The sequence below is a fragment of the Microbacterium sp. MMO-10 genome (assembly GCF_037148715.1).
Classification (GTDB): domain Bacteria; phylum Actinomycetota; class Actinomycetes; order Actinomycetales; family Microbacteriaceae; genus Microbacterium.
The window spans coordinates 89,578-115,050 of the sequence record NZ_JBBCSV010000002.1 but is presented as its reverse complement, the minus strand read 5'-3'; the positions used below and the strand labels follow the sequence as shown (position 1 = coordinate 115,050).

The window sequence follows — 25,473 nt, the reverse complement described above, 5'->3', positions numbered from 1 at the left end:
CACCGTCACGCTGGTCTCCGGGCGCGCCGCGTCGGTTTACGCTCGAACCGTGACCCCCGACACAACCCATACCGAAGCCATCCGCATCGCCATGCGGTTCGAGGCAGGGCGCGAGCTGCCCGAGGTGATGCGCGCGGACGTGCGCATGCTCGGAGCACTGCTCGGCCAGGTCCTGCGCGAGTCCGGCGGCGACGACCTGTTCGACGACGTCGAGCGCCTGCGCCAGGCGACCATCGAGGCCTACACCGACGAGTCGGCCGAAGCCTTCGACCGCGCCACCCGCATCGCCGAGGAGTTCTCGGTGCAGCGGGCCGACGAGGTCGCCCGCGCCTTCACCGCCTACTTCCACCTCGTGAACCTCGCCGAGGAGCACCAGCGCGTGCGCGTGCTTCGCGAGCGCGGCGACGACCCCACAACGGGCTCGGGCAACGGCGCGAGGACCGACACGGTGGCGGGTGCCTTCGCGCAGCTGACCGCCGAGGTCGGCGAGGAGGAGGCGCGCCGCCGCCTCGGCGCGCTGCGCTTCCACCCGGTGTTCACCGCCCACCCGACCGAGGCGCGTCGCCGCGCGGTGTCGTCGAGCATCCGGCGCCTCGCCGACCTGCTCAGCGCGCACGATGCCGCGGCCCCCGGAAGCGCCGATGCGCACCGCGCCCGCCGGCGCATGCTCGAGGAGGTCGACACGCTCTGGCGCACGGCTCCGCTGCGCGCGCAGAAGCCGGAGCCCACCGACGAGGTGCGCACCGTGATGAGCGTGTTCGACGAGACGCTGTTCACGACGGTGCCGCACGTGTATCGCCGCATCGACGACGTGCTCCGCGGCGAGGAGTCGGGCTCGACGGCGCCGATCGTCCCCGCGTTCGTGCGCATCGGCACGTGGGTCGGCGGAGACCGCGACGGCAACCCGTTCGTGACCGCCGCGGTCACCCGTGAGGCGGCGGCCATCGCCGCGGACCACGTGCTGCGCGGTCTCGAGCGCTCTCTGGAGCGGATCGGCCGCACCCTCACGCTCGATGCCGAGGGCACGCCCGCGTCCGCCGAGGCGACCGCCCTGTGGGAGGCGCTGCAGGACGCGCACCCCGAGGTCGCCCGGGAGGTCGCCACCCGCTCCCCCGGCGAGCCGCACCGCCGGATCCTCCTGCTGCTCGCCCATCGCGTTGAGGCCACCCGCCTCGGCGACGAGGGCGCCTACACGGATCCCGAGCAGCTGCTCGCCGACCTGCGCGTCGTGCAGACGTCGCTGGAGGGCGCCGGCGCGCACCGGCATGCGTTCGGCGGCGTGCAGCACCTCATCTGGCAGGTGCAGACCTACGGCTTCCACCTCGCCGAGCTGGAGGTGCGCCAGCACTCCCAGGTGCACGCCAAGGCCCTCGCCGAGCTCGACGCCGCGGCGGGCGGATCCGACGGTTCCATCAGCGCGCAGACCGAGGAGGTGCTCGCGGTCTTCCGCACGGTCCGCGAGATCCAGCGCACCTACGGACCGCGGGCCGCGGGACGCTACGTCGTGTCCTTCACCCAGTCGGCTGACGACCTCGCGAACGTGCACCGCCTGGCCGCATACGCCTGCGGCGACGACCTGCCGGTGCTCGACGTGGTCCCGCTGTTCGAGACCTTCGCCGATCTGCAGGCCGCCCCGGGGATCCTCGCCGAGATCGTCGCGCACCCGGCCTTCGCCGCACGGCTGGCGGCGACCGGCCGACGGCTCGAGGTCATGCTCGGCTACTCCGACTCATCGAAGGACGTCGGGCCGGTCGCGGCGAACCTCGCCCTCTACGAGGCGCAGGCCGAGATCGCCGCCTGGGCGCAGCGCGAGGGAATCGAGCTCACGCTGTTCCACGGCCGCGGCGGCGCGCTCGGACGCGGCGGAGGGCCGGCGAACTCCGCCATCCTCGCGCAGCCCCCGCACTCGGTCGACGGCCGGTTCAAGCTCACCGAGCAGGGCGAGGTCATCTTCGCGCGCTACGGTGAGCCGGCGATCGCGATGCGGCACATCGACCAGGTGACGGCCGCGACGCTGCTGGCGTCGTCGCCGGGCGTCGAGCAGCGCAACAGCGCGGCCGCGGCCAGGTTCGCCGAGGTGGCGGGCACGATGGACCGCGCCTCCCGGGAGCGCTTCTTCTCCCTCGTGAAGGCGCCGGGGTTCGCCCCCTGGTTCGCCACGGTCACGCCGATGGAGGAGATCGGGCTGCTGGCGCTCGGATCCCGGCCGGCGCGCCGCGGGCTGTCCGTCGAATCACTCGAGGATCTCCGCGCCATCCCGTGGGTGTTCGCCTGGACCCAGGCGCGGATCAACCTGGCCGGCTGGTTCGGCCTCGGCACGGCGCTCGAAGCGGTGGGCGACGAGGACCTGCTGCGCACGGCCTATCAGGAGTGGCCGCTGCTGCGCACGATGGTCGACAACGTCGCGATGAGCCTGGCGAAGACGGATCCGCGCATCGCACGCCGCTATCTCGGCCTCGGCGACCGCGACGATCTCGCCGCCCTCGTGCTCGAGGAGATGGAGCTGACCCGGTCCTGGGTGATCCGGCTCACCGGCGGCGAGCGCCTGCTGGAGAACAAGCCGATCCTGCAGCGCGCGGTCGCCATGCGCAGCCCGTATGTCGACGCGCTGTCGCTGCTGCAGCTGCGCGCACTGCGCGCCCTCCGCGCCGGCGAGACGGCCGCTGAGGGTCTCGAAGGGCCTGCACCGGACCCCGAACTGCAGCGCCTGCTGCTGCTCTCGGTCAGCGGCGTCGCCGCCGGCCTGCAGAACACAGGCTGATCAGAGGCGATTTCTTGCGGATTCCTCATTCCCGTCATGACCTCGGGGGTGAGGAATCCGCTGTATTAGAGTGAGGTTTCCGCCGTACCCGGCTGTCTGCGCACGACACGATCACCCGCGCTCCCTCCGCATCCCCCTCCCGAAGGCATCCCGAGTGACCGACATCATCACCGAACCGACCACCACCGATTTCCATCCGCTCTCCCCTCTCGCTCAGCCGATCTTCGACGGCGTCCTCGCACTGAACCCGAACGAGCCGGAGTTCCATCAGGCCGTGCACGAGGTGCTGCATTCGATCGGCCCCGTGCTCGAGCGGCACCCCGAGTACGTCGACGCCGGTGTGCTGGAGCGCCTCGTCGAGCCCGAGCGTCAGGTGATCTTCCGGGTGCCGTGGGTGGACGACGCCGGCAGGCTGCAGGTGAATCGCGGCTACCGCGTTCAGTACTCCTCGGTGCTCGGCCCGTACAAGGGCGGCCTGCGCTTCCACCCCTCGGTGAACATCTCGATCATCAAGTTCCTCGGCTTCGAGCAGATCTTCAAGAACGCGCTCACCGGCCAGGGCATCGGCGGCGGCAAGGGCGGATCGAACTTCGACCCGCACGGCCGCAGCGACGCCGAGATCATGCGGTTCTGCCAGTCCTTCATGAACGAGCTGTACCGCCACCTCGGCGAGCACACCGACGTCCCCGCCGGCGACATCGGCGTCGGCGGACGCGAGATCGGCTACCTGTTCGGCCAGTACCGCAAGATCACCAACCGGCACGAGTCCGGCATGTTCACGGGCAAGGGCATCGGCTGGGGCGGCGCGCAGGTGCGCACCGAGGCCACCGGCTACGGCGCGGTCTTCTTCGCGCAGGAGATGCTCGCCGTGCACGACGAATCCCTCGAAGGGAAGCGCGTCGGCGTCTCCGGATCCGGCAACGTCGCCATCTACGCGATCCAGAAGGCCGCCCAGCTGGGAGCGCTGGCCGTGACCGCGTCCGACTCCTCCGGCTACGTCGTCGACGACGCCGGCATCGACGTGGAGCTGCTGCGCCGGATCAAGGAGGTCGAGCGCGGCCGCATCGTCGAGTACGCGAAGCGCCGTCCCGGCGCCCGCTTCGTCGAGGGCGGGTCCGTGTGGGAGGTGCCCGTGGACATCGCGGTGCCGTCTGCCACCCAGAACGAGCTGGACGGCGCGAGCGCCGCCGCGCTCATCGCGAACGGCGTCCGCGCCGTCTCCGAGGGCGCCAACATGCCGAGCACCCCGGAGGCCGTGGCCCTGTTCCAGGACGCGGGCGTGCTGTTCGCCCCGGGCAAGGCGGCGAACGCCGGCGGCGTGGCGACCTCCGCCCTCGAGATGAGCCAGAACGCGGCGCGCCAGCGCTGGGGCTTCGACGACAGCGAGCAGAAGCTGCGCGACATCATGGCCGACATCCACCACGCCGCGTTCGACGCCGCCGAGCGCTACGGCGTTCCGGGCGACTACGTGGCGGGGGCCAACATCGCCGGCTTCGAGCGGGTCGCGAACGCGATGCTCGCACAGGGCGTGATCTGAGCCGGATCCGCTCCGACGCCGAAGCGCCGGTCCCGTTCCCCGGGGCCGGCGCTTCGCGATTCCGGGGCTAGCGCGCTCCGGTCGGATCCCGTTCGTCGTCGAGGTCGTCGTCGAGCGGGCGCTGCGGCGCCGGCACGGGCAGCTTGTTGAACCCGGTGACCGCCTCGTTCTCGTCGAAGGAGGCGACCTTGCGACGGAACCCGCGCGTCAGCACCAGCAGGTAGAGCAGTCCGATGACCGCCCAGACCGTGCCTCCGATGAGGGCGTCCTGGTGCAGGTTGGCCCAGAGCAGGCCGGTGAGCAGCATGCCGATCGCGGGCATCACGATGTAGCGGAAGATGTCGCCGGGAGTCTTGCGCCGCCCCTTGCGGACCGCGAACCAGGCGATCACCGACACGTTCACGAAGGTGAACGCGATGAGCGCGCCGAAGTTGATCCAGGCCGCGATGAGCTCCAGCGTGAACGGGATCGCGAGCAGGCAGATCGCGCCGACGAGGACGATGTTGAACGTCGAGGACGATGTTGAACGTCGGGGTGTGCGTGCGCGGGTTGATGTAGCCGAACACCTTCTTGGGCAGCACGTTGTTGCGCCCCATGACGAGCAGCATGCGCGAGACCGAGGCGTGCGAGGCGAGGCCCGAGGCGAGCGTCGCGCAGAAGCCCGCCGCGGTGAGGACGGCGCGCAGCACGTCGCCGCCGACGAGGTGGCCGATGATCGGCAGCGTGGAGTCCTCGACGTACTGCATGTCGCCGCCCGGCGCGAACTCGTTCCAGTCCGGGAACCGCAGCTGCGTGAAGTAGGCGGCGACGAGGAAGATCGCCCCGCCCAGGATCACCGTGAGCAGGATCGCCCTCGGCATGATCTTCGGGTCCTTGGCCTCCTCGGCGTACATCGTCACGGCGTCGAATCCGATGAACGAGAAGCACACGATCGTCGCGCCCATGAGCACGGCGCCCATGGTGACTCCGTCGTGCAGGAAGGGGGCGACGGACGCGACCGTGCCGGCGCCGTGCCCCTGCGCGAGCTGCGCGATGACCATCACCACGAACACCGCCATGACGATGATCGAGAACACCAGGAGGACCATGTTCGCGTTCGACGTGCCGCGCATCGTCAGGTAGATGATCGCCGTCACCAGGACGCAGTAGATCACGACCCAGATCCAGCCGGGGATGTCGGGGAAGAGCGCCTCGAGGTAGCTCCGGATGATGAGGCAGTTCACCATCGGGAGCAGCACGTAGTCGATGAGGGACGTCCAGCCGACCATGAAGCCGAGGTTCGGGTGGATCGACTCGCGGACGTACGTGTACGCGGATCCCGCGCTCGGGATCGCACTCGCGATCTTGCCGTAGCTGATCGCGGTGAACACCATCACGACGAGGGCGACCAGGTACGCCGCGGGCACGGCGTTCGCGGTGTCGCGGCCGACCATGCCGAAGGTGTCGAACACGACCGTCGGGGTCATGTACCCGAGGCCGAGGCCGACGATGGCCCAGAGGCCGAGGTTCCGCTTCAGCGTCCCGCCGCCCTGCGCGAGCGGCTTGGTCTTCATCGACATGCATCCTCCTCTGGATCTGCGGACCCGCCGGCGGCGTTCGGGCGCCGGGCGGATGCTCGCTGCGCAGCGCTGCGCAATCGATTGGAGAACATTATGCCGGTCGAGCGGATCCCTCGCGACCATCGATTCTCACGAGGGATTCCGCACCGGATCCTGAAATCCGCATCGATATCCGTAGATCGGGTCGTCGGCTCCGCTCACCAGCCCTCGGCGAGGACCCGGTCGAGCGCCGCCACGACGACGTCCGCGCTGGCGGGCGTCAGGCACAGCGGCGGCTTGACCTTCAGGACGTTCGAGCGCTCGGAGGTGGTGAGCACGATGACGCCGAGCTCGCGCAGCCGCTCGCAGATCGCCGCCGCCTCGCTCGCGGCCGGCTCCATGCTGGTGCGATCGCGGACGAGTTCGACGCCGAGATAGAGGCCCTCGCCGTGCACCGGACCGATCAGCGCGTGGCGCTCGGCGAGCGCGCGGAAGCCGTCCGCCAGCCGGGCGCCCACGACGCGGGCGTTGTCCTGCAGTCCTTCCTGCGCCATCGCGTCGAGCACGGCGATGCCCACGCGGCAGCTGAGCGGATTGCCCCCTGCGGAGGAGAAGAACTGGCCCTGGGTGGCGAGGGCATCGGCGACCCGCTGCGAGGTGATGACCCCGCCGATCGGGAACCCGTTGCCCATCGGCTTCGCGATCGTGACGATGTCGGGCACGACCGCGGACTGCTCGAACCCCCAGAACGTCGATCCCATCCGGCCGAAGCCGACCTGCACCTCGTCCGCGATGCAGAGTCCGCCGGCGGCCCGCACGCGGGCGTAGGCGTCGGCGAGGTAGCCGTCCGGGAGCAGCACGCCGCCCGCGTTGCCGAGCACAGACTCGCAGATGAACCCGGCGACGGGGCGCCCGGCGGCGGCGAGCCGATCGAGATCCGCCCCGAGGTCGGCGGCGTACCGTGCGCCGGTGCCCTCTCCCCGGTAGGTGCCGCGGAACCGGTTGGGCACGTCCGCGACGTGCACCCAGTCCGGACGGGTGGCGAGCGCGTCGGGGTTGTCGTAGGCGCTCGTCGTGACCGCGTCGCTGGCCATCGTCCAGCCGTGATAGGCCTCCCGCAGCGACACCACGGTCCGGCGCCCGGTGGCCGCCTGCGCCAGCCGCAGCGCGAGATCGACCGCCTCGGAGCCGCTGTTCACGAGCAGCACGGTGTCCAGCGGCTCCCGGTCGGCGTCGCCGCGGCGGGCCTGCTCCGGCAGCAGCGCGAGCAGCCGCTCGCTGTACTCGGCGAGCTCCCGGTACAGGAACCGCGAGTTGGTGTTCAGGATCCGGATCTGCCGGTTCACGGCGTCGGCCACGCCGGGATGGCCGTGCCCGAGGCCGGTGACGTTGTTGACCATGTCGACATAGGCCCGTCCCGTCGTGTCGACGAGGTGGTGCCGCCAGCCGCGCTCGATCTGAGGCGGCCGCTCGTAGTAGCGCTCCTGCGCGCTCGCGAAGATGCGCGTGCGCCGGGCGAGCTCGGCGGATGCCTCGTCCTCCTGCGCGAGTCGCGGAAGACCGAGCCAGGGCGCGGGGTCGGCACTGAACCGGCGCCAGGCGGGCACCCGATCGGGCTCGACCAGGTGGGCGCCCTCCGCACCCGCGGGCGGCGCAGGAGCCTCCGTCGACAGCACGCGGACCACGAGCGAGCGCACCCGGGCGCTGGCGGCCAGCACGCCGAGCGCGGCGCCGGCGACGACGTCCGTCGTCCCCGGCCCTCGGAGCTCCGCCCCGGCGATCTCGAGCGCCCAGTGCTCGGACAGCAGGATCCGGACCGCCGTCGGGCCGAGCGGCACCGCGCGTCCGGACGCCGGAGCCCGCAGGGCGACCTCCTCCCCCGCCGGCAGGTGGATCACCGCGGCGATCGGCCAGGTCGCCGCGGCATCCGCGCTGTCGATGCGCGTGCGGGTGAGCCGGTAGACGCCGTAGGGCATCACCGCCGCCGCGGCGCCGCGGGTGAACGCGGCCCGCACGAGGGCGTCCTCGGCGTCCGGATCGAGCCAGGCGCCCGCCGCGAGATCCTCGGACTCGACGCCCGGATCGATGATCGCGACGTCTCCGCCCAGGTCGGGCAGGAGAGCGGCGAGCGGTCCGGGCGCCGCGTCCGCCGGCGCCGGGGCCGGCACGGCCGGGGGGAATCCCAGGCGGTCCAGGACGAGCTCGACGACCTCGGCGAGCGGGACCGCCGTCGCGGCGTCGAAGATCGCCTGTTCGCCGGCGATGCGCTCCCTGGCGTAGTCGTTGCCGCCGTCGATCGCGAGCTGGTGCCAGCCGCTCGCGACGAGCAGCGCCGCCCGCAGCACGATCAGCGGCCACACCGCGCGGCCCTCCGCCGCGCTGAGCGGCGCGTCGGCGTGGAACGCCGCGATGGTCTCGAGGACGCGCAGAGGGCGCTCCGGCTCGTGATGCAGCATCGACGAGGCGCACACCGCGAGCTCCGCGACCCGCCAGCCGAGCGCGAGGTCGCCGAGATCCAGCACCGTGCGCGGATGCAGCCGGGAGTCCGATCCCCGCTCGCCCATGACGTTGTCGTCGGTGAGGTCGCCGTGGACGGGCTGGACGGGCAGCTCCGCCGCGACGGCCGCGAGGGCGCGCTCCGCCTCCGCGATCGCGATCTCCACCTCTCCGCGCAGCGCCGGATCCCCGATCGACGGCAGCAGGCGCCTGGCCTCCTCCGCGGCGACCCGCATGTCCCACATGTGCCGGCGGTCGAGACCGGGATGCCCGAGCGCGGACAGAGCGTTCACCGAGGCCGCGGCAAGCGCGCCGAACTCGCGCAGCACGACGGGGGCGAAGTAGCCGGCGTCGACCATCGCCTCTCCCTCGGCGAAGGCGCTCCGGCGGACCGACAGTCCTCGCCAGCGCTGCGTGAGGACGCCGTCGAGCCCCGGCCGCGCCGCGGGGACCGCGACGCCCGCCGCACGATAGGCGTCGAGAGCGGCGTGCTGGGCGTCGCGGGCGCTGTCGCCGAACACCGGATTGTCGACCCGGAGCACGCTGCGGGTGCCGTCCCCCTCGGTCAGCAGGAAGTTGCGATCCTGGTTGCTGCCGAGCTCGGTCGCCGTGACCGCGATCCCCCAGTGGTCGAGGGCGATCGCGACGGCGTCGGATGCGGTGACGTCGGGGCGCACAAGACCCCCGGCGGGCTGTTCGGGCACAGCGGTCCCTTCGTTCGGAGTGGGAGGGTCGGAGGGCGGATCGCTCAGAGCACGCGGTCGTCGCTGTGCCGGGCGAGGGAGCGCGCGTACCGCTCGGTCAGCTGCACCATCAGGTCGGGGGTCGAGCGGTCGACGCCGAACACGTAGCCGGGGAAGTCGAGCTCGTGCTGCGCCTCCCAGATCGACTCGTGCTGCTCGGGCGAGAGGATCCGCACCGGGTCTCCGACCGCGACCCAGCCGATCGGCACGACGCTCTCCGGCGGCAGGGTCGTGCGCAGGTGCACGACCGCGTTGATGCGCACCTCGCTGCGTGCGCCGATCACGGCCCCGTTGAAGATCCTGGTCCCGGTGGCGAGGAAGACCTCCTCGGCGATCGTCGCGCCGGAGATGCTCGCCATCGGCCCCACCAGCACGTGGTCCGCGATGTGCACCGGGTTCGCGGCCGTGGCGCGGATGAGCGCGTTCTCCATCACGATCACATGCTCGCCGAGGGTGATCGGGCCGCCCTCGGCCGTGATCACCGCGCCGTGCAGGACCTGGCAGTTCGGCCCGATCGTGACGTCGCCGGAGATCACGGCGGACGGCGCCACGACGGCGGTGTCGTGGACACGGGGCCGAGCCCCGAGGTGCTCGTACATCATGTGACGAGCGTAGTGCCGCGCCCCGGTTTCGTCAGGCTCCCGCGGGGCGGCGGCGCCGGGAGTCGGCCCCGGCACCCCACGTCATCCGGCTCCGGCGAGCCCCCGACCTCGGGGAGCGATCTCGGGTTCGCTCCCCGAGGTCGGGGGATCATCGGGAGATTTCCACAGGACTCGACGGCATGCCACGGAGGAACGACCGCCCCGATGGCACGATAAGAGTGCCGCACCGAGGCGCGACGCGGCAGCTCTGGGGGGCCAGCATGCACAACGATCGACCACAGCCTGGTCACGCACTCATTCACGTGGGCATCGTCGACGATCATCCCGTCGTCAGTCTCGGCGCTGCCGCGGTCCTGAACACCCAGCCCGACATCTACGTCACGGCGACGGCGACCACGGTCGAGGCCCTGCAGGCCTACGGCCAGTGGCTCGACGTCGTCCTGCTTGATCTCGGGCTCGCGGACCTCACCGACTTCCGCCGCAACATCCGGCTGCTCTCCAACGACGGCGCCCAGGTCCTCGCCTTCGCGACGGACGCCCGCCCGAAGACGATCCGGGATGCGATGCGCGCGGGGGCCGTCGGCGTCGTGCAGAAGGCCGCGACGACGGAGGTCATCGTCCGGGCCGTCCGCCAGGCGGCGCACCGGGACCACCCCGGCTCGGCTCGCCCGGACGGCGACGCCTCGCCCCGGGATGCCGGTCTGAGCAGCCGGGAGCGCGAGGTGCTGGCCCTGTACGCCGCGGGCGACACCGCCGCGCGCGTGGCGGAACGCCTCTTCATCTCCCGGGAGACCGTGTACGACCACATCCGGCGCATCCGGGGGAAGTACGCGGTCGTCGGGCGCCCGGCGCCGTCGAAGGTGGATCTGTTCCATCGCGCCGTCGAGGACCGGGTGATCGCGGGGCGGTAGCGCTCCGCGCGTCCGACCGCGATCCCGTGGCCCGGGCCCGATCCACGAAGTTGAGGTAAACACCGTCCCGGTTGAGGGATCCGCGCCGAATCCCGGTGCCGGCACCCGGCGACCTGCCAGGGTGGGAGCGTCGCCGGGGGTCTCGGATCCGATCCGCACCCTCCGGCACCGCGCATGCACATCGCCATCCGGGGGGAGGTGAGTCAGATGCCCATGCCCCGTGACCGTCCGCGTCCATCGCGCCCGCCGCGCGCGCCGACGCCGGGTCCGCCGAGGCCTGCGATCGCAGCGACCGGGGACTCCCCGAGACCGGTCGCACCCCGAGCCGGCCCCGCTCCCCGCTGCAGGGGCACCATCCGACGTTCCTCCGATCCGCAGAGGCCTGACTCTTCACCACCATGGACTTCGTTCTCACCAACCTCCCCTCCCTCGTCCTGATCGCGCTCTCGGGCGGCGCCTGCCTGCTCCTGCTGGCCACGCGGCGCAGCGCGCGGTGGTTCGAGCGCCGCTTCCGGAAGGGACACGTCCTGCGCGGCACGCTCGCGGTCGCCCTCGTGCTGGTCCTGAGCGTCATCGTGACCGCTCCGCCGCTGCGCACCCGGGGAACGGTCCTCGTCCTCTTCGCGCTCACGATCGTCGCGCTGCTCGTGGTCACCTCCGTCGCCGCCGTGCAGCTGAGCCGAAGGGGCGCTCCGGCCCGGAGCCGGCGGAGGATCCTCGCCATCGGCGCGCACCCGGACGACATCGAGCTCGCCTGCGGCGCGACCCTCGCCAAGCTCGCCGATCGCGGTCACGAGATCCGGACGGTCGTGATGACCGCGGGATCCTCGGGGGGCGACGCCCCGACGCGGCTGCGCGAAGCCCACCGCGGCTCGCGGCACCTCGGAGCGGGGACCACCGACGTGCACGAGCTGCGCGACACCCGGCTCGCGCGGGACGACCGCGCGATGGTGCAGATCATCGAGCGCGCCATAGAGGACTTCGCGCCGGACCTCGTCCTCACCCATTCCAAGAACGACTACCACCAGGATCACGAGGCGGTGCACTTCGCCACCCTGCGGGCCGCACGTCGGCACGGCTCGGTGATCTGCTTCGAGAGCCCCTCGGCGACGGGCGACTTCGCCCCCGTGCTCTACGTGGACGTGACCGAGCATCTCGAGGTCAAGGTCGATGCCGTCGAGCTGCATCAGGACCAGCGCGGCAAGCCGTACATGGCGGCGGAACGGGTGCGCGCCGTCGCCGCCTTCCGCGGCGCCCAGGCGCGGGCGCGGTTCGCCGAGGGCTTCGAGGTCGTGCGCCTCCAGGGCTTCGCGACGGAGGGTCTGTGAGCATGCGGATCCTCGTCACGGGCATCGGCGGACCGGCAGGGGCCGCCCTGGGCCGTCAGCTCCGCAGCCTCGGGCACTGGGTCGGCGGGACGGACCTCCGCGCGCTGGACGCGCCCGCCGCGGACGCGTTCCAGCGGGTGCTGCGGGCGGACGATCCCGGGTACCCGGAGCAGCTGGCGGAGCTGGCCGGGCGGTGGGGCGCCGATGCCGTGGTGCCCAGCGTGAGCGAGGAGCTCGTTCCGCTCGCCCGCGTCGCGGCGGCGTTCCCGGTGCCCCTCCTCCTCGGCGACGAGGCGGCCGTCCGCATCGCCGACGACAAGTACGCGACCGCCGAACGGCTCCGCGCCCACGGGGTGTCCGTGCCCGGCTTCCTGCTGCCGTCCCAGGCGGGCAGCGCCGCCGAGGCGGTCGAGCGCCTGGGCGGATCCGTCGTCATGAAGCCGCGGATCTCGCGCGGCGGCCGCGGCGTGCGGGTGATCGACGCGGAGCACGCTGCACGCGCCGACGCCGTCGAGGCGTGGCGCACCGCCACCGACGCGCTCGTCGTGCAGCGGTTCGCACCCGGCCCGGAGTTCGCGCCCGTGGTGTACTCCCCCGTGACGTCGCTCGGCTCCTCGCGCTGCGTCGTACTGCGCAAGCTCGCGCTGCGAGAGGGGCGCACCGGCAACGCCGTCGGGGTCACCCGGGTCGCGCCCGAGGGCGCAGAGGTCGGAGACCTGGCCGTGGCGGCGACGCACGCGCTGGGGCTCTCCGGCCCCGTCGACGTCGACGTCCGACTCCTGGCGGACGGGACTCCGGCCGTCCTCGAGGTCAATGCGCGCTTCGGGGCGAACAGCGCCTCCGCGCCGGAGCTGCTCCGCGAGGCGCTGGTCGAACTCGCGCACCTGGCGGGGGCGCGATGATCGGCCTCGGCGCGCTCGAGCTCGGTGCGCAGGTCATCGGATCCGGCCTGCTGCTGATCGCCACGGCGAAGCTCGCCTACGTCCCGATCGCCTCCTGGTTCGAACTGCGCATCCGTCTCACCTCCGGGCGGCGAGCGCGCCTGGCGGCGGGCCCGCGTCCCGGATTCCGCGGGATCGCCCGGGCCGGCGACACGGAGGCCGCCCCTCGCCGCACCCTCGTGTACCCCGGGGATGCGATCGTCAGCGTGATCGTTCCCGCGTACAACGAGGAGGTCGTGCTCGACGCCTGCATCGCCTCGATCGTCCGGTCGGCATTCCCGCGTCTCGAGGTGATCATCGTCGACGACGGCTCGACGGACGGCACCTGGAGCATCGCCCGCGGGCTCGCGGAGCGGCATCCGTGCGTGCGCGCGGTCCGCCAGGACAACGCCGGAAAGGGTGCGGCGCTGAACCGCGGCATCCGGATGGCCGTCGGCGACGTCCTGCTCTTCGTCGATGCCGACGGGCTGTTCGACCGGCACACCGTCGAATGGCTCATCGTCCCGTTCTCGGACCGCCGCGTCGGCGCCGTGTGCGGAGACGACAGGCCCTCCAACGCGGATCGCCCGCTCACCCGCATGCTCTCGATCCTCAGCCACGTGGGGACCGGGCTGGTGCGCCGGGCGCTCTCCCTCCTCGGCTGCCTGCCGATCGTGTCCGGCAACGTCGGAGCCTTCCGCGCCGAGGTCGTGAGATCCCTGGGCGGGTTCCACGAGCACACGCTCGGCGAGGACCTGGAACTCACCTGGCGCGTGCACGCCGCGGGATTCCGGGTGCTGTTCGAGCCTCGGGCGATCGTGTTCGCGGAGTCTCCGTCGACCGTGCGCGGCCTGTGGCGACAGCGGGTGCGGTGGGCACGCGGGCTCCTGCAGACGACCTGGATGCACCGCCGGATGATCGGCAGCCCTCGACACGGGATCTTCGGCGCCTACCTCGCCCTCAACACGCTCACGGCGATCGTCGGTCCGGTCCTTCAGCTCGGCCTGCTCCTCGTCCTCCTGCCGCTGGCGATCGGCGGGCGGCAGGCCGTCGGCCGGGACGCCTGGGCGGTGCTCGGATGGCTCGGGCTCGTCTCCACCGCCCTCGTCGTCGTCCTGGCGCTCGTCCTCAACGGCGCCTGGCGGGAACTCCGCAACGGTTGGACCGTCGTGCTCTGGCCCCTGTACTCGTGCCTGATGGGTCTCACCATGGTCTGGGCGATCCGGGACGAGCTGCGACGCGCCCCGCAGCGGTGGAACAAGCTCCATCGCACCGGGATCGTCGCCGGAGACGCGAGGCTCGCGGCGGCGCACCCGACTCCGGACCCCGCCCGCTCGCTGCCCTGATCCTCAGCGCGCCGCGTCCCGGGGCACCTCGGCGACGCCCCCGGCCGGCGCCCGCTCCCCGCCTCCCGACACACCCCCGGCCGTCAGGCCGGGAAAGACCTTCACGTCAAGAAAGGAAGACACACATGAGACGACGACAGGAACGATCCGCGCTGTGGGCGCGCCTGGGAGGGGCCGCAGCGGTCGTCGCCGCGACGCTCGCCCTGGCGGCTCCGGCGGCGGCGGCGCCCCCGTACGCGACGACGGCCACGATCGATGACATCCGCTTCACGGAGTCGGCGGTCCCGGGAGGATCCTCGGCGGCGCTCGAGGCCGACTGGTCGCTGCCCGACGGCGCGCCGGGCCCCGCCGGGTTCGTCATCGATCTCCCCCAGGGACTCCAGGGCCTCCAGGACGCGTTCCCGCTGCTCTCCCCGAACGGCGAGGCCGCCGGTCGCTGCACGGTGACGACGACCCGCCTGCAGTGCGATGTCGATGCCGGCTATGCGGCGACGCACCCGCGCAACCTCCACGGCACCGTGCGGTTCTGGGTCGACATCCGCACGGAGGTCACCTCGGACACGGTGATCGACTACGTCTTCGATCGGCTGACCGCGACCGTCACCGTCACCCCGCCCACCGGTCGGTGCGAGCAGGACTGCGCGTTCGAAGGACGCCGGAGCGGGAAATGGGGCGCCGAGGATCGCGGGAACGGGCTGATCCACTGGACGGTCGCCGTCGCCGCCCCGCGCGGCGGAATGGCAGGCGGCGAAAGGATCGTCGTCACCGATCGCCCGGCCGGGAACCAGGCCCTGACGCCCGACGGGACGACCGGGACGGTGATGCAGTCGCACATCCTGGTGCGCAATCCCGACGGGTACGAATGGCCCGGTGATTGGCAGCCCAAGCCGGCCGCGGAGGTCGCCGTGTCGGCCGACGGATCGACGGTGTCGTTCGTCGCCCAGCGGGGCTACTACTACGAGGTCAAGTTCACGACCCGCGTGACCGGGACGCCGAGCGACAGCTACACCAACACGGCCACCGTCGCCATCGGCACCGAGCGCACGGACACCGTTGCCGCGACCGTCGTGCGCCACGGCGGGAGCGGCACCGGCACGGGCGACGGAGTGCCGCCGACCCCGACCGCCACCCCGACTCCGACCCCGAAACCGACCGTCACCCCGACCCCGAAACCGACCGTCCCCCCGACGCCGACGGTCCCCCCGACGCCGACCGTCACGCCTGCACCGACCCCCACGGTCACGCCCTCGCCGACGGCCGGCCCGGTGGCGACCCCGCCCGGCGCAACGCCACCGGCGCCGCCGTCCGCTGGCGCGCTCGCGAACACCGGAGGAGCGCTCGGGCTGGGCCCGCTGGGCGTCGCCGGCGCACTGCTGCTCGGCGGAGCGATCCTGCTGCGGGCACGGCGGAGGCGGGGTCGTGACGGCACTGAGACCGGCCCCTCCGAGCGCACGCTGAACTGAGCACGGCACGGGGGTTCGGAGGACTCCGAACCCCCGTGCTGCTAGCGCGCGCTGGCCGATGCGGCGGGCGTCTCCGACTCCGCGGGAGCCGGCTCCGGGAACAGAGCGGTGAGCAGCTGCTCCGTCCACTCGACCGGATCGGCCCGGTCCGCACCGGGCATCGGCACGACGAGGGCCTCTCCCCCGCCGACCAGCTTGGCCTGCGGGTAGAGACGCTGCAGGCGCACCTTCATCGAGTCCTCGAAACGGGCGGGCGCGACCCGGAGGTTCGACCCCATCGCCACCACGTCGGTGAGCCCGGCCCGCGCGGCACGACGCCGCAGCCGGGCGATCGCGACGAGACCCTCGACCTCGGCGGGCGGCGTGCCGTAGCGGTCGGTCAGCTCCTCGATCACGTGATCGATCGCGTCGTCGGCCGCGGTCGCGGTCGCCGCGCTCGACAGCTTCTGGTACGCCTCCAGGCGCAGCCGCTCGCTGTCGATGTAGGCGTCGGGGATCCGCGCGTCCACGGGAAGCTCGAGCCGCAGCTCGGCGCCGGTCTCGGTCTCCTCACCGCGGAACGTCGCCACCGCCTCGCCGATCATGCGCAGATAGAGGTCGAAGCCGACGCCCGCGATGTGCCCGGCCTGCTCCGCACCGAGGAGGTTGCCCGCCCCGCGCAGCTCCAGGTCCTTGAGCGCGACCTGCATGCCGGATCCGAGGTCGTTGTTCACCGCGATCGTCTGCAGCCGGTCGGCGGCGGTCTCGCTCAGCGGCTTCATGTCGTCGTACAGGAAGTACGCGTAGGCGCGCTCCCGCCCGCGGCCGACACGTCCGCGCAGCTGGTGCAGCTGGCTGAGGCCGTAGCGGTCGGCCCGGTCGATGATGATCGTGTTGGCGTTCGAGATGTCGAGGCCCGTCTCGATGATCGTGGTCGAGACGAGCACGTCGAACTTGCGCTCCCAGAAGTCGTCGACCACCTGCTCCAGCTGGTGCTCGCCCATCTGACCGTGCGCGACGGCGATGCGCGCCTCGGGCACGAGCTCGGCGAGCTCGCTCGCGACCCGCTGGATCGACTGCACGCGGTTGTGCACGTAGAAGACCTGACCCTCGCGGAGGATCTCGCGACGGATCGCCGCGGAGACCTGCTTGTCGCTCTTCGGCCCCACGAACGAGAGGATCGGGTGCCGGTCCTCGGGCGGCGTCTGCAGCGTGGACATCTCGCGGATTCCCGTCACCGCCATCTCGAGCGTGCGCGGGATCGGCGTCGCGCTCATGGCGAGGATGTCGACGTTCGTCTTCATCTTCTTGAGCGCGTCCTTGTGCTCGACGCCGAACCGCTGCTCCTCGTCGATGATCATGAGGCCGAGATCCTTGAACATCACCTGATCGGTGAGGATCCGGTGGGTTCCGATCACCATGTCGACGGATCCCTCCAGCAGGCCGTCGAGCGTGAGGCGCGCCTCCTTGTCGGTCTGGAACCGCGACAGCGGGCGCACCTTGACCGGGAAGCCCGCGAAGCGCTCCGAGAAGGTCTCGAGGTGCTGCTTGACGAGCAGCGTGGTCGGCACGAGCATCGCGACCTGCTTGCCGTCCTGGATCGCCTTGAACGCGGCCCGCACCGCGACCTCGGTCTTGCCGAATCCCACGTCGCCGCTCAGCAGCCGGTCCATCGGGATCGGCCGCTCCATGTCGGCCTTGATCTCGTCGATGGTCTGCAGCTGATCGGGTGTCTCCGCGAACGGGAACGCCTCCTCGAGCTCGCGCTGCCACGGGGTGTCCTTCGCGAACGCGTAGCCCTTCGCGGCCATCCGCGCCGAGTACAGCTTCACGAGCTCGACGGCGATGTCGCGCACCGCCTTGCGCGCCTTGCCCTTCGCCGCGGCCCAGTCGCTCCCGCCCATCTTCGAGAGCGTCGGAGCCTCTCCGCCGACGTACTTCGAGAGCAGGTCGAGCTGGTCGGTCGGCACGTACAGCTTGTCGCCCGGATAGCCGCGCTTGGACGGCGCGTACTCCAGCACGAGATAGTCGCGCGTGGTCTTGACGGCGTTGCGGCCGCCCGAGGACACCTCGCGCTGCGTCATCTCGACGAAGCGCGCGATCCCGTGCGTCTGATGCACGACGAAGTCGCCGGCCTTGAGCTGTATCGGATCCACGACGTTCTTGCGCCGCGACGCGAGCTTCTTCACGACACGGGTGTCGCCGCCGATCGTGCGACCGTAGAACTCGTTCTCGGTGATGACCGCGATCCTGGCGCTCGCGATCTGGAATCCGGACTCGATGGATCCGGTGACGAGCGTCGCCACGCCGGGCTCGGGGCTGTCCGGGAGGGTCTGCACGACCCGCGCGGCGATGCCGCGGTCGGCGAGCACGTCGCGCGCGCGGTCGACCAGGCCCGCGCCCGACGACACCAGCACCACCCGCCATCCCTCCCCGACCCGGCCGGCGGTGAACTCGATCGCGCCGTCGACGTTGCCGTGGAACGACGGGATGGGTGCGGCGCTCACGCCGTCGGCGCCCTGGTCGTGCGCCTCGTCGTCCGAGCCGGCGTCGAAGGCGCTCAGACGCCACCACACGCCGTCGCGGTCGTGCACGGCGGCGCGGAGGTCGCCGATCGAGAGGAAGTCGCCGGTCTGCAGGTCGATCGGCGCGGAGGCCCCCGCCGTCGCCGCGCTCCAGGCCGCGTCGAGGAACTCGCGGTTCGTCTCGCCGAGGCTGGCTGCGCGGGCGCCGGAGCGCTCCGGATCCACGAGCGCGACGGCCGCCTGCTCGGGCAGGTAGTCCGCGAGTGGCACCACGGGCCCGGCGACCACGGGCAGGAGCGACTCCATGCCCTCGACCGGGATCCCCTCGGCCATCTTCTGCAGCATGCCCGCGATGCCCGGGAACGCGTCGACCAGGGCCGCCGCGCGCTCGCGCACCTCGGCCGTCAGCAGCAGCTCACGGCTCGCGGGCAGCGCCACCGTCGTGGGTGCGGCAGGGAGGGAACGCTGATCGGCCACCGAGAACAACCGGATCTGATCGACCTCGTCCCCGAAGAACTCCACCCGGGACGGGTGCTCCGCGGTCGGCGGGAAGACGTCGAGGATGCCGCCGCGCACCGCGAACTCGCCGCGACGGGACACCATGTCCACCCGCGAATAGGCGCGTTCGACGAGCGACGCGGCCACTCCGTCGAGGTCGTAGCCCCGTCCGCCCACCACGAGCTCTAGCGGTTCGACGTCTCCGAGTCCGGCTGCGACGGGCTGCAGCGCCGCACGCACCGAGGCGACGACGACGAGAGGGCGCTCCTGCGACCACACCCGCATCCGGCGCAGCACCTCCAGACGCCGCCCGACCGTGTCGGGGCTGGGGCTGAGCCGCTCGTGCGGGAGGGTCTCCCACGCGGGGAAGGACAGGATCTCGGCGCGCGGGAGGTACGAGCCCAGTGCCGCCGCCAGCGACTCGGCCCGGCGACCGGTCGGCGCGACCACGAGCAGCGCGGCGGGCTTCCCCGCCGCAGCACGGCGCTCGAGGAGCCCCGCGAGCATGGGGGCGTCCATGCCGGCGCTCGCCAGCAGGTCGGCGTCGGTCTGCGCCCAGCTCAGGGCGTCCCGGAAGCCGGACGCCTCCTCTTCCAGAGCGCGGATGATCCCCTGCACAGTCACCGGAAGAGTCTACGGGCCGCCGCCGACACGGCGCCCCGGCGCCGCGGCGCGGACCCCGCCGGGGGTGCCGAGCCTAGGATGAACGCGTGACCGATCCGCAGCAGTCCCGCCCTGTTCCGCCGCCCGTCGCGCCGGGATATCCGACGCCGCCGGTCGCTCCACCCGCGTATGCGCCGCAGCAGACCGGCGCGCCGGTCTACCAGGCTCCGCCCGGGGCCTTCGGGGGTCCCGCCGGCGGGTACGCCGGCGCGCCCTACGCCCCGCCGGCGTACCCCGCGCGCGGCTCCGGCCTGGGCCGTGTGGCGCTGCTGCTCGCCCTCCTCGCCGCCGTCGTGCTCACGATCGTCGGCGCCGTGCTCGCCTGGCAGATCGGCCAGGGCATCGGCTCGTCGACCGACCTCACGACTCTCGAGAACAGCGTGTCCGCGGAGGACCTGTCGATCTTCACGCCCGTGCGCGATCTGGTCTTGTGGGTCGAGATCACGTCGTGGGCAGCGACCGCGCTCGGGATCTGGGCGCTCGTGCAGGGCATCGTCGCGATCGCGAAGCGCCGCGGACGCGGACCCGGTATCGCCGCGGTCATCATCGCCGCGCTCGGCCCGATCGTGTACGTCGTCGTCGGCTACATCGCGTTCGTCATCGCGCTGGGCATCTCCGCGACCCAGCGCTGACGGCGTCGCCGCGCACCATCCCGACGCGAGGCTCCGCGGCATGCGGCTCAGCGCGGGGCGTGGTGCTTCTGCTGCGCGGCGAGCAGTCCCTCTTCGACCAGCTGCTCCACGGCGTCCGCCGCGTCGGCGACGAGGATCGGGAGGTTCGGACGCTCGGCGGCGCCGAACGGGGCGAGCACCCAGTCCGCGGGATCCTGCCGTCCCGGAGGCCGGCCGATCCCCACCCGCACGCGCGGGAAGTCGGGCGTGGTCAGCACCCGCGCGACATCGCGGATGCCGTTGTGCCCGCCGTGCCCTCCGCCGACCTTGAGCTTGATCGTGTCGAAGGGGATGTCGAGCTCGTCGTGCACGAGCACGACCCGCTCGGGGTCCACCGAGTAGAACCGGGCGAGCGCACCCACCGGGGCGCCGGACACGTTCATGAAGCTGTTGGGCTTGGCGAGCACGAGCTTGTCGCCCCCCGGCCGCACCCAGGTCTCGACGACCCTGGCGCCGGCCTTGTGCTCGCGGAAGGATTCGCCGCGGCGCGCCGCGAGCTCGTCGACGACCATCTGTCCCACGTTGTGCCGGGTCGCGGCGTACTTCGGACCCGGGTTGCCGAGCCCCACCACCAGCCACGTCTGCGCCATGGATCCATCCTCCAGGAAGAGAGCAAGAAGGGGGCGCGAAGAATCGCGCCCCCTTCTCGGAGTTCTAGGACCGGACGGTCACTCCGCCGTCTCGGACTCGATGGCGTCGGCCTCGAGAGCGTCGCCCTCGGCCTCGGCGAGCGAGTCGGAGGTGTTCTGTGCGGACACCGCCACGATGAGCAGCTCCGGGTCGGCGACCAGCGTGACACCCTTCGGCAGGGTCACGTCGGCGGCAGTGATGTGCGCGCCGTCCTCGAGGCCCTCGACGGAGACCTCGACGTGCTCAGGGATGTGGGTGGCTTCCGCCTCGACGGCGAGGTGCGTGTTCTCCAGCTGCACGATCGTGCCGGCGAAGGCCTCGCCCACGACGACCACGGGGAGCTCGACGGAGACCTTCTCGCCCTTCTTCACGACGAGGAGGTCGATGTGCTCGATGACCTGGTGCACCGGGTCCTTCTGCACGTCCTTGACCAGGGCGAGCTGGCCCTTGCCCTCGATGTCGAGGTCGAGCAGCGCGTTGGCGCGGCGGATGAGCAGGGCGACCTGGTGGCCCGGCAATGCGACGTGCACCGGCTCGGCGCCGTGGCCGTAGATGACGGCCGGGATCTGGCCCGCGGCGCGCAGGCGGCGGGCGAAGCCCTTGCCGAAGCTGGTGCGGAGCTCGGCGACAACCTTGTTGTCTTCGGTCATGATGTTCTCCTCGTTCACGCGCGGCGCAGATGCCGTGCGGTGGTCTGGGTGCGTCGTCTCGACACGACGGAAGGAGAGCCAGAGCTCACCGCGTCGATCACGGATGTGCGCGCACGCGCGCCATCCCTCGCCGAGGACCCCACCATGCTACCCGAGATCCGCGCGCGCCACTGACGATAGGCTGTACGGCATGACCGATGGTGTGTTCCTCTCCGAAGCGCTGGCCTGGCTGATCGGCCTCATGACCGTCGGCGCCGCCGTGCTCTGCTTCGGCGCACTGTTCTCGCTCGGCCGTTCCGGCTACCGCAAGGACTGACGACCTCGACGGAAGAACCGCGCCGCCCCTCCGGACGACGCGGTTCTTCTCGTGCATGGGGACCCGTGGCCCCGGCCGGCTCAGCCCACGCCGAGATAGGCCTCCTTGACGGCCGGATCGGCGAGCAGCTCCTTGCCCGTGCCGGTGCGGGTGATGGCGCCGGTCTCGAGCACGAAGGCGCGGTGCGCGCGGGCCAGCGCCTGGTTGGCGTTCTGCTCCACGAGCAGAACGGTCGTGCCCTGCGCGTTGATCTCCGTGATGATCTTGAAGATCTGCCGGATGAACTGCGGCGCGAGACCCATCGAGGGCTCGTCGAGCAGCAGCACGCGCGGCTGCGACATCAGCGCGCGCCCGATGGCGAGCATCTGCTGCTCGCCGCCCGACATCGTGCCGCCGAGCTGCTTCTTGCGCTCGTCGAGGCGCGGGAACAGCGAGAACACGCGCTCGTAGGACTCGGCGACCCCCGACTTGTTCTTCAAGCCGAAGGTGCCCATGTCGAGGTTCTCCAGCACCGTCATGCCCGGGAAGATCCCGCGGCCCTCCGGCGACTGGGAGATCCCCTTGACCACGCGCAGGTGCGCCTTCATCTTGGTGATGTCCTGCCCATCGAAGGTGATGGATCCGCTCGACGGCTGGAGCAGCCCCGAGATCGTGCGCATCGTCGTCGTCTTCCCGGCGCCGTTGGCGCCGATCAGCGAGACGATCTCCCCCTCCTCCACGGCGAAGGAGATGTCGTGGATCGCCTTGATCCGTCCGTAGTGGACGGAGACGTCCTTCAGTTCAAGCAACGTCATCTTCGGGCACTCCCAGGTAGGCGGCGATCACGCGCGGGTCATCGCGGATGACTCCGGGCAGGTCGTCGGCGATCTTCTTGCCGAACTCGAGCACGACGATGCGGTCGGTGACCCCCATCACGAGCTTCATGTCGTGCTCGATGAGCAGCACGGTGTAGCCCTCGTCCCGGATGGACCGGATGAGCGCCATCAGGTCCTCCTTCTCGGCCGGGTTGAAGCCGGCGGCGGGCTCATCGAGGCAGAGCAGCTTCGGATCCGTCGCGAGCGCGCGCGCGATCTCCAGACGCCGCTGCGATCCGTAGGACAGGTCCCGCGAGCGCTTCTGCGCGTGCTGGGCGATGCCGACGAAGTCGAGCAGCGCCATCGCCCGATCGACCGAGCTCTTCTCCTCCCGGACGTGCCGGGGAAGACGCAGCAGCGCGCCCGGCACCGACGTGCGGTGGCGGGCGTCGAGCCCGACCACGACGTTCTCCAGAGCGGTCATCTCGCCGAAGAGGCGGATGTTCTGGAACGTCCGGGCGAAGCCGAGCCGGGTGATCTGGTGCTGCTTGCGCCCCTTCACGGACTGCCCCTCGAGCAGCACATCGCCGCTCGTCGGCTTGTAGACGCCCGTCATCGCGTTGAAGCAGGTCGTCTTGCCCGCGCCGTTCGGACCGATGAGGCCGAGGATCTCGCCGCGCCGGATGTCGAACGAGACGTCGTCCAGGGCGGTGAGTCCACCGAACTTGATCGTCAGGTTCTTCACCTCGACGAGCTTCTCGCCGACGGCGACGTCGATCTCGCGCTCGGATTCGGCGCCCTCGACGAGCGGCGGGTCCTGGATCGGGTCCGTCATGACGCGCCCCCTTCCGTGCTCGGGGTGGGTCGTGGCGGTGGTGACGCGGGCGTCTTCGGCGGCGCCACCCACTCGAGCGCCTTGCGCGAGTACGCCATGAGCCGCATCTTCGCCGGGATCAGTCCCTTGGAGCGGTAGATCATCAGGATCACCAGGGCGACGCCGAAGATCAGGTACTTGTAGTCCGCGATCGCGGTGAACCGGAGCGGGATGTACGCGACGATCGCGCCACCGAGGATCGCGCCGACCTTGTTGCCGGTTCCGCCGAGGACGACCGCGGCGAGGAAGAGGATCGAGGTCTGCACGTCGAACTTCTGGTTGTTCACGAAGCCGACCTGTCCGGCGAACAGCGCGCCGGAAAGGCCTCCCACGCTCGCACCGATCGCGAACGCCCACACCTTGTATCGGAAGGTGGGGACGCCCATGGTCTCCGCGGCGTCCTCGTCCTCGCGGATCGCGATCCAGGCGCGACCGACGCGCGAGCGCTCCAGGTTGCCCGCGAGCAGCAGGATGATGATCAGGATCGTCACCGTCAGCCAGTACCACGGTGTGCCGTTGGAGTTGGCGAACAGGGGGATCCCGTTCGGGCCCTCGCCCGGTGGGCGCCCCACGTTCTGGAAGCCCACCTGCCCCTTCATCGCCGGGATGATCGTTGCGAGGATCCGCACGATCTCTCCGAAGCCGAGCGTCACGATGGCGAGATAGTCGCCCCGCAGCCGGAGCGTCGGGACTCCCAGCGTGATGCCGAAGATCATCGCCACGACCATCGCCAGCGGCAGGGTCCAGAGGTAGGGGATCTTCAGGTACGGCGAATCCGGGCTGGTGAACATCGCCGCCGTGTAGGAGCCGACGGCGAAGAACGCCACGTAGCCGAGGTCGAGCAGGCCGGCGTAGCCGACGACGACGTTCAGGCCGACGGCGACGAGCGCGTAGACCGCCATCGCGAACAGCGCCAGCGGCCAGTCGTTGCCCGGCGCGGTGGTGAGCGGGAAGAAGTTCAGGAACGGGAGCGCGTATGCGATCGCGACCGGAATCAGCATCCACGCCCACTGCGCGGGACGGGACAGCTCGTTCCAGCGCTCGCGCATGCCGCGGAACGGACCGCGGCGCACGGTTGCGACCGACTCGGTCTCGATCGTCTCGCGGGCCGATTCCGCCGTGCGCAGCGGACGGGGGCCATCGGATGAGGTGCTCATGCCTTGCTCCTTCCGAGGGTGGTGCCGAGGATGCCGGTCGGTCGCACGAGCAGCACGAGGACCAGGATGACGAAGGCCACGACGTCGGCCCACTGCGCGTCGCCCAGCAGGATCTGTCCGTAGTTGCCCACGATGCCCAGCAGGATGCCGCCGAGCAGCGCCCCGCGGACGTTGCCGATGCCGCCGAGGACCGCCGCCGCGAACGCCTTGACGCCGAGGATGAACCCGCCGTTGTAGATGACGCCGGAGGGCACCAGCATCACGTAGAACAGTGCGGCGGCACCGGCCAGCAGACCACCGATGATGAAGGTGATCACGATGGTGCGCTCCTTCGAGACGCCCATCAGGGTGGCGGTGTCCGGATCCTGCGCGACGGCGCGGATCCCGCGACCGGTGCGGCTGCGCCGGATGAACATGTCGGTGCCGACCATGAGCAGCACCGCCGCGATGACGATGATGATCTGCTGGTTGGTGATGATCGTGCCGAAGACGTCGAACACCGGGGTCGGGATGAACATCGTGACCGCGGGCTGCGCGTTCGCCCCGCCGACGAAGGGCAGGAAGATCAGGTACTGGATCGCGAAGGAGACGCCGATCGCGGTGATCAGGAACGCGAGCCGGGGGGCGTTGCGTTTGCGCAAGGGTCTATACGCCACGCGTTCGACGATGAACGCCGTCGCGGCGGAGAAGACCATGCCGACCACGAGGGCGAGCAGGAGATCCATGATGATCGCGACAGGTCCGATGGTCGGCGCGCTCGGGCCGAAGCCGAGCATCGTCAGCGTCATGACGACGCCGTAGGCGCCGACGATGAACACTTCGGAGTGGGCGAAGTTGATCAGGCTCAGCACGCCGTAGACGAGGGTGTAGCCCACGGCGATGAGCCCGTAGACGGCTCCGAAGGTGAGGCCGTCGAAGGTGGCGCTCCAGAAGTTCTGGAACAGGGCGTTGATGTCGAAGTTGATCCAGGAGGAGTCCGCATGAACGACGGACAGAGCGACGAGATCGAGCATTCAGGTTCGCTTCCGCAGAGTGGCGCGTCGTTGCGCCGAGAGGCCGGGAGGGGGAAGA

Annotated in this window: 18 protein-coding genes and 1 pseudogene; 9 read left to right on the top strand and 10 right to left on the bottom strand. The window is 71.3% G+C overall.

Features of this window, described 5'->3' with window-relative positions; translation table 11 throughout:
- Positions 1-91: 91 nt before the first annotated feature.
- Positions 92-2,761 (top strand): phosphoenolpyruvate carboxylase, encoded by a 2,670-nt coding sequence (locus WFJ17_RS05050; RefSeq protein ID WP_336648174.1) that lies wholly within the window; start codon positions 92-94, stop codon positions 2,759-2,761.
- Between the two features lie 166 nt (positions 2,762-2,927).
- The gene (gene gdhA / locus WFJ17_RS05045) at positions 2,928-4,298 is read left to right on the top strand and encodes an NADP-specific glutamate dehydrogenase (protein ID WP_292881907.1); all 1,371 of its coding nucleotides are present in this window, start codon (positions 2,928-2,930) and stop codon (positions 4,296-4,298) included.
- Between the two features lie 67 nt (positions 4,299-4,365).
- Here the strand turns inward: gdhA and WFJ17_RS05040 are convergent.
- The 3 genes and pseudogenes from WFJ17_RS05040 to WFJ17_RS05030 form a co-directional block, all read right to left on the bottom strand.
- Positions 4,366-5,851, bottom strand: a pseudogene (locus WFJ17_RS05040) (APC family permease).
- 203 nt (positions 5,852-6,054) lie between these two features.
- Positions 6,055-9,036, bottom strand: coding sequence for an aminotransferase (locus WFJ17_RS05035; RefSeq protein WP_336647839.1), 2,982 nt, complete (start codon positions 9,034-9,036; stop codon positions 6,055-6,057).
- Between the two features lie 44 nt (positions 9,037-9,080).
- The gene (locus WFJ17_RS05030) at positions 9,081-9,677 is read right to left on the bottom strand and encodes a gamma carbonic anhydrase family protein (RefSeq protein ID WP_251445176.1); all 597 of its coding nucleotides are present in this window, start codon (positions 9,675-9,677) and stop codon (positions 9,081-9,083) included.
- A 302-nt stretch (positions 9,678-9,979) separates the two neighbouring features.
- Between WFJ17_RS05030 and WFJ17_RS05025 the strand changes: the two genes are divergently transcribed.
- The 5 genes from WFJ17_RS05025 (at position 9,980) to WFJ17_RS05005 (ending at position 15,645) form a co-directional block, all read left to right on the top strand.
- On the top strand, positions 9,980-10,588 hold the full coding sequence (locus WFJ17_RS05025) for a response regulator transcription factor (protein WP_251445179.1): 609 nt from the start codon (positions 9,980-9,982) through the stop codon (positions 10,586-10,588).
- 398 nt (positions 10,589-10,986) lie between these two features.
- Positions 10,987-11,916 carry a PIG-L deacetylase family protein gene (locus tag WFJ17_RS05020; RefSeq protein ID WP_336647838.1) on the top strand — a complete coding sequence of 310 codons (930 nt, stop codon included), beginning with the start codon at positions 10,987-10,989 and terminating at the stop codon, positions 11,914-11,916.
- Positions 11,917-11,918: 2 nt separating this feature from the next.
- The gene (locus WFJ17_RS05015; RefSeq protein WP_295034928.1) at positions 11,919-12,818 is read left to right on the top strand and encodes an ATP-grasp domain-containing protein; all 900 of its coding nucleotides are present in this window, start codon (positions 11,919-11,921) and stop codon (positions 12,816-12,818) included.
- Positions 12,815-14,182, top strand: a complete 1,368-nt coding sequence (locus WFJ17_RS05010) for a glycosyltransferase (protein ID WP_336647837.1) — start codon at positions 12,815-12,817, stop codon at positions 14,180-14,182. The genes WFJ17_RS05015 and WFJ17_RS05010 overlap by 4 nt, the downstream gene beginning before the upstream one ends.
- A gap of 125 nt (positions 14,183-14,307) precedes the next feature.
- Positions 14,308-15,645, top strand: a complete 1,338-nt coding sequence (locus WFJ17_RS05005; protein ID WP_336647836.1) for a collagen binding domain-containing protein — start codon at positions 14,308-14,310, stop codon at positions 15,643-15,645.
- 41 nt (positions 15,646-15,686) lie between these two features.
- Here the strand turns inward: WFJ17_RS05005 and mfd are convergent, their stop codons facing one another.
- Positions 15,687-19,271, bottom strand: coding sequence for a transcription-repair coupling factor (mfd, locus tag WFJ17_RS05000; protein WP_336647835.1), 3,585 nt, complete (start codon positions 19,269-19,271; stop codon positions 15,687-15,689).
- Positions 19,272-19,357: 86 nt separating this feature from the next.
- On the opposite strand from mfd, the gene WFJ17_RS04995 reads away from it, so the two are divergent.
- Positions 19,358-19,942 carry a hypothetical protein gene (locus tag WFJ17_RS04995; RefSeq protein ID WP_336647834.1) on the top strand — a complete coding sequence of 195 codons (585 nt, stop codon included), beginning with the start codon at positions 19,358-19,360 and terminating at the stop codon, positions 19,940-19,942.
- Between the two features lie 47 nt (positions 19,943-19,989).
- Here WFJ17_RS04995 and pth read toward each other — a convergent pair whose 3' ends face one another.
- Together pth and WFJ17_RS04985 are read right to left on the bottom strand one after the other, a co-directional pair.
- A complete protein-coding gene (pth, locus tag WFJ17_RS04990; protein WP_251445199.1) occupies positions 19,990-20,571 on the bottom strand; it encodes an aminoacyl-tRNA hydrolase in 582 nt (193 codons plus the stop codon).
- Positions 20,572-20,649: 78 nt separating this feature from the next.
- Positions 20,650-21,261: a 50S ribosomal protein L25/general stress protein Ctc gene (locus tag WFJ17_RS04985; RefSeq protein WP_251445202.1), complete on the bottom strand. Its 612-nt coding sequence runs from the start codon at positions 21,259-21,261 to the stop codon at positions 20,650-20,652.
- Between the two features lie 190 nt (positions 21,262-21,451).
- Here WFJ17_RS04985 and WFJ17_RS04980 point away from each other — a divergent pair, with 190 nt between their 5' ends.
- Positions 21,452-21,577, top strand: a complete 126-nt coding sequence (locus WFJ17_RS04980; protein WP_285814267.1) for a hypothetical protein — start codon at positions 21,452-21,454, stop codon at positions 21,575-21,577.
- A gap of 80 nt (positions 21,578-21,657) precedes the next feature.
- Here WFJ17_RS04980 and WFJ17_RS04975 read toward each other — a convergent pair whose 3' ends face one another.
- The 4 genes from WFJ17_RS04975 to WFJ17_RS04960 are packed head-to-tail and all read right to left on the bottom strand — an operon-like array spanning position 21,658 to position 25,415.
- Positions 21,658-22,371 (bottom strand): ABC transporter ATP-binding protein, encoded by a 714-nt coding sequence (locus WFJ17_RS04975; protein WP_251445205.1) that lies wholly within the window; start codon positions 22,369-22,371, stop codon positions 21,658-21,660.
- Complete coding sequence (locus tag WFJ17_RS04970) at positions 22,358-23,206, bottom strand: ABC transporter ATP-binding protein (protein WP_251445208.1); 849 nt, start codon at positions 23,204-23,206, stop codon at positions 22,358-22,360. The genes WFJ17_RS04975 and WFJ17_RS04970 overlap by 14 nt, the downstream gene beginning before the upstream one ends.
- Positions 23,203-24,402, bottom strand: coding sequence for a branched-chain amino acid ABC transporter permease (locus tag WFJ17_RS04965; protein ID WP_336647833.1), 1,200 nt, complete (start codon positions 24,400-24,402; stop codon positions 23,203-23,205). The genes WFJ17_RS04970 and WFJ17_RS04965 overlap by 4 nt, the downstream gene beginning before the upstream one ends.
- Positions 24,399-25,415: a branched-chain amino acid ABC transporter permease gene (locus WFJ17_RS04960; RefSeq protein ID WP_251445214.1), complete on the bottom strand. Its 1,017-nt coding sequence runs from the start codon at positions 25,413-25,415 to the stop codon at positions 24,399-24,401. Before WFJ17_RS04960 ends, WFJ17_RS04965 begins: the two co-directional genes overlap by 4 nt.
- Positions 25,416-25,473 lie beyond the last annotated feature (58 nt).